2 protein-coding genes and 1 pseudogene are annotated in these 4581 nt (G+C 68.0%); 1 reads left to right on the top strand and 2 read right to left on the bottom strand.

Translation table 11 applies throughout. From position 1 onward, the window contains the following. Positions 1-249, bottom strand: a pseudogene (locus tag ACJ8AN_RS08515) (GGDEF domain-containing protein); the annotation flags it as partial. 45 nt (positions 250-294) lie between these two features. Next, positions 295-1311 carry a 23S rRNA (cytidine(2498)-2'-O)-methyltransferase RlmM gene (gene rlmM, locus ACJ8AN_RS08510; protein ID WP_407754758.1) on the bottom strand — a complete coding sequence of 339 codons (1017 nt, stop codon included), beginning with the start codon at positions 1309-1311 and terminating at the stop codon, positions 295-297. Between the two features lie 318 nt (positions 1312-1629). On the opposite strand from rlmM, the gene secA reads away from it, so the two are divergent. Continuing rightward, a complete protein-coding gene (gene secA, locus ACJ8AN_RS08505; protein ID WP_407754757.1) occupies positions 1630-4452 on the top strand; it encodes a preprotein translocase subunit SecA in 2823 nt (940 codons plus the stop codon). Positions 4453-4581 lie beyond the last annotated feature (129 nt).

Raw genomic sequence — 4581 nt, 5'->3', positions numbered from 1 at the left:
GACGGCGCCCACCCGCCAGCCGTCATGGTGCGCGTGGGTGGACAGATCGAACTCCTGCTTGAGCAGGCTGCCCTGGGTGAGCGCGAGGGCCTGGGTTGCGCCCAGCTTGTCCGGCTGGCCTCGGCGAGCGCGCTCGGCCTCCAGCAGCGTCTCCACGGCGAGCTGCACGGGCTGGGCGCTTCGGGCGACGGCCCACGGGTGGAGGGCGATGAGGGCGGTGGCGGTGGCGTCGTCGACGGAGTAGGGCATCCTCGCTCTTGTAGCGCGGAGGCCGCCCGCGCGCAGGTTTCGGGCTCAGCGGCGGTGGGCCGTCACCGTGACTTCATCCCGGTCATGGTAGAGCTGCCGCACGGTCAGGCCCTTCCAGCCACCGTCCTCGGTGAGCGTGTGGCGCACGCGCAGCAGGAGGGGGTTCTTGTCCTTCATCGGCAGCTTGATGTTGGCCACCAGGTGCGAGGCCCAGCCGCGCCGCCCCCACTTGGCCAGCAGCTGCGCCACCTCGAGCGGGCGCCACGCCATGTCACAGAAGAGCCAGTCCACGGGCTCCTCGGGCGCGAAGGCGAAGGCGCTCTCCTGCACGTGCCGCACGCGAGAGTTCGAGGCCAGCTCGGGCATGAGCCGGGCCGGATCCACGGCGATCACCCTCGCGCCGCGAGCCACCAGCCGCTGCGTCCACCCACCGGGAGCGGCTCCCAGGTCCACGCAGACATCGCCTCGGGCTGGCTCGAAGGGCAGGCCATCCAGCGCCTCTTCCAGCTTCATCGCCGCTCGGGAGGGAGACTCGCCCGCGCGCTTCATCCGCCGCCGGCCGCCGGGAGCGAGCGACAGGGCCTCGCGGGCGTGCACCACGCCGAGCACGGTGACGCCGGGCGCCATGCACAGCGAGACCAGCCGAGCCCCGGCCTCGCGAGCCCGATCCGCGTCCTCGAGCAGCCTGCCCGCGGGAACCAGCCCTCGCACGGCCTCTCGAAGCGCCTCTGCCTGGGCGGCGAGCGCGTTGCCTCGGGGGGTGTCCGGCGTGAACGCTTGGAGCACCAGGGGCGAGGAAGGGGGCAGGGCGTTCACTGCCTGCGCCACCGCGGTGGTGAGCGTCTCCAGAGACTCCTGCTGAAAGCTGGCCACCACTCGGCTGCCCTGCCGGGCGAAGGCGGGAGCGAGCCCCTGCTGGCCCTCACTCTCCACCAGCGCTTCACCCAGCAGACGCGGCTCCGCTCCGGCCCAGGCCAGCTCCTCGTAGAGGTGGGGCTCGAAGCCCGCGCGACATGTCCAGAGCCACTTGCCTGCTCGGGCCGGCAAGGTTTGTGGGGGTATGGGGGGCATCCGCACCCGGGGTGGGATGCGAGGGCCCGGCGAGGCCGTGACAGGCCGCTCGGAGGGCCGGCTCTGGCCACGAGCCGGGCGCTGCCCCGAAGGGTGAGGGGGGCGACGGTTCTGGGGATTTCGGCGTCGGGGCATTGCGTAGACTCGGTTCCGCTTTACTCTGTCCTGCCCGCGCGCGGGGCAGACAGGCAAGAGGAATGCCTCGGGTGCGCGCGTGGTTTTCCCGAGACCGCCTCTTACATCTCCTGGGATTTCCCTTCACTCGCTGCCTCCCTTCGGGGATTCTCCCGGCGCGAGAGAGCCGAACCAATGATTGAATGGACTTTAAAGAAGCTCATCGGGACCAAGAACGAGCGTGAGCTCAAGAAGGCCCGTCTGAAGGTCATCCGCGTCAACGAGCTGGAAGAGCGGATGAAGGCCTTGAAGGACGAGGACTTCCCCACCACCACGGCCCGGATGAAGCAGGAAGCCGCCAACGGCAAGCCGCTGGACGACATGCTGTTCGAGGCCTTTGCCCTCACCCGTGAGGCCGCTCGCCGGGTGATCGGCCAGCGCCACTACGACGTGCAGCTGATCGGCGGCATGTTCCTCCACGAGGGCTGCATCGCCGAGATGCGCACCGGTGAAGGCAAGACGCTGACGGCCACGCTGCCCTCGTACCTCAACGCCCTGTCCGGGCGCGGCGTGCACGTGGTGACGGTGAACGACTACCTGGCCCGCCGCGACGCCGAGTGGATGGGCCGTGTCTACCGCTTCATGGGGATGACCACCGGCTGCATCCTCCACGACTTGACGGACAAGCAGCGCCAGGACGCGTACCGCCGGGACATCACCTACGGGCAGAACAACGAGTTCGGCTTCGACTACCTGCGCGACAACATGAAGTTCCGGCTGCAGGACTACGTCCAGCGCGAGCTCAACTACGCGATCGTCGACGAGGTGGACTCCATCCTCATCGACGAGGCGCGCACCCCGCTCATCATCTCGGGCCCCACCGAGGACAGCACGGACAAGTACTACCGCGTCGATCAGGTGATCCCCGGCCTGGTGCCGGACCAGGACTACACCCTGGACGAGAAGGCGCGCTCGGTGTCGCTGACGGACGAGGGCATCGACAAGCTGCAGAAGCGGCTGGGCGTGTCCAACCTGTACGATCCCGGCGAGATCGAGACCCTGCACCACGTGGAGCAGTCCCTGCGCGCGCACACGCTGTACAAGCGCGACAAGGACTACGTGGTGAAGGAAGGCGAGGTGATGATCGTCGACGAGTTCACCGGCCGCCTCATGCCCGGCCGCCGCTGGTCGGATGGCCTCCACCAGGCCGTCGAGGCCAAGGAGGGCGTGAAGATCGAGAACGAGAACCAGACGCTGGCCACCATCTCGTTCCAGAACTACTTCCGCATGTACTCGAAGCTGTCGGGCATGACGGGCACCGCCGACACCGAGGCCGAGGAGTTCGCGAAGATCTACAACCTGGACGTGCGCGTCATCCCCACCAACCGCCCCATGGTCCGCAAGGATCAGGAGGACGTGGTCTACAAGACGGAGCGCGAGAAGTTCGAGGCGGCCGCCAAGCAGATCGAGGAGCTGCACCAGAAGGGGCAGCCGGTGCTGGTGGGCACCGTGTCCATCGCGAAGAGCGAGGTGGTGTCCAACTTCCTCAAGAAGCAGGGCGTGCCGCACAACGTGCTCAACGCCAAGCAGCACCAGCGCGAGGCGGACATCGTCGCGCAGGCGGGCCGCAAGGGCGCGGTCACCATCTCCACCAACATGGCCGGCCGCGGCACGGACATCCTCCTGGGCGGCAACCCTGAGGTGATGACCAAGGCGGCCGTGGGCCCCGAGCCCCTGCCTCCCGAGCCCGTGGAGGGCCAGACGCCGGAGCAGGCCTCCGAGGCGAAGGCCGCCTACGAGCAGCAGCTGGCCGAGTGGAAGAAGAAGCACGACGAGACGCTGGCGAAGTTCTCCGAGCAGACGAAGGCCGAGCGCAAGGAGGTCATGGAGGTGGGTGGCCTCTTCATCCTGGGCACCGAGCGCCACGAGTCGCGGCGCATCGACAACCAGCTGCGCGGCCGCGCCGGCCGCCAGGGTGACCCGGGTGGCAGCCGCTTCTTCCTGTCGCTCGAGGACGACCTGATGCGCATCTTCGGGTCCGAGCGCATCCAGGGCCTGATGGAGCGGCTGGGCATGGAGGAGGGCGAGGTCATCGAGCACAAGTGGCTCAGCCGCGCCATCGAGGGAGCCCAGAAGCGGGTGGAGGGCCACAACTTCGACATCCGCAAGAACCTCCTCGAGTACGACGACGTGATGAACCAGCAGCGGCGCACCATCTACAAGCTGCGCCGTCAGGTGCTGGCCGCGGGCGCCGGCATCCCGCTGGTGGAGTACGACGAGGATCCGAAGACCAAGGCGAAGATCCGCTCCGAGCGGACCGTGGCCTGGCCGGACTTCAAGGAGATGGTGCTCGACTCGCTCGAGGACAGCATCGTCTCGTTGACGGACACGTACATGCCCACCAAGAACCCGGCCACGTGGGACTTGGAGGCGCTCCAGCGCAACGTGAAGGAGACCTTCAACCTGGAGATGAGCTTCGAGGGCAAGGGCGACCGCGAGTCGGTGGAGGAGGACATCTACAAGGCGGCCGAGAAGGTCGTCCTCCAGCGCGAGCAGGAGTTTGGCGAGGAGTTCCTGCGCTTCCTGCAGTACCGCTACCTGGCGACGATCGATCAGCTGTGGAAGGACCACCTGCTGGCGATGGACCACCTGCGGCAGGGCATCGGCCTGCGCGGCTACGGTCAGAAGGACCCGAAGCAGGAGTACAAGAAGGAAGGCTACACCGGCTTCATCCAGATGCTGGGCGCCATCAAGACGCAGTTCGTCAGCCAGATGATGCGGGTGCAGGCGCGCAACACCGCCGAGGAGACGGCTCGCATCCAGCGGCAGATGGCCCAGCGGCAGAAGCAGGCGCTGGAGGGCCGCGCGAACGAGGAGGGCAAGATCGAGCAGGCCACCGCCGCGCAGCGGGCTCCCGCCAAGGCGGAGGGGCCGCGCGTGGGCCGCAACGATCCGTGCCCCTGCGGCAGCGGCCGTAAGTACAAGAAGTGCCACGGCGCCGCCGAGGCGAACGTCTAAGTAGGCCCGCAGAAGTTTCTTCACAGTCGTCGTAGCAGGTTCCGCAACCAGAAGTGACTGGAGAGGATCCCTGCCTTGAGGAGCGCCTCGCGCGGCGGCATGGCGAACAGGTAGAGCAGCACGCGCGCG

It is taken from the genome of Archangium sp. (genome assembly GCF_045802675.1).
Lineage (GTDB): Bacteria > Myxococcota > Myxococcia > Myxococcales > Myxococcaceae > Archangium.
The sequence above is the reverse complement of the archived record's forward strand: the minus strand, read 5'-3'. Positions and strand labels throughout refer to the sequence as shown.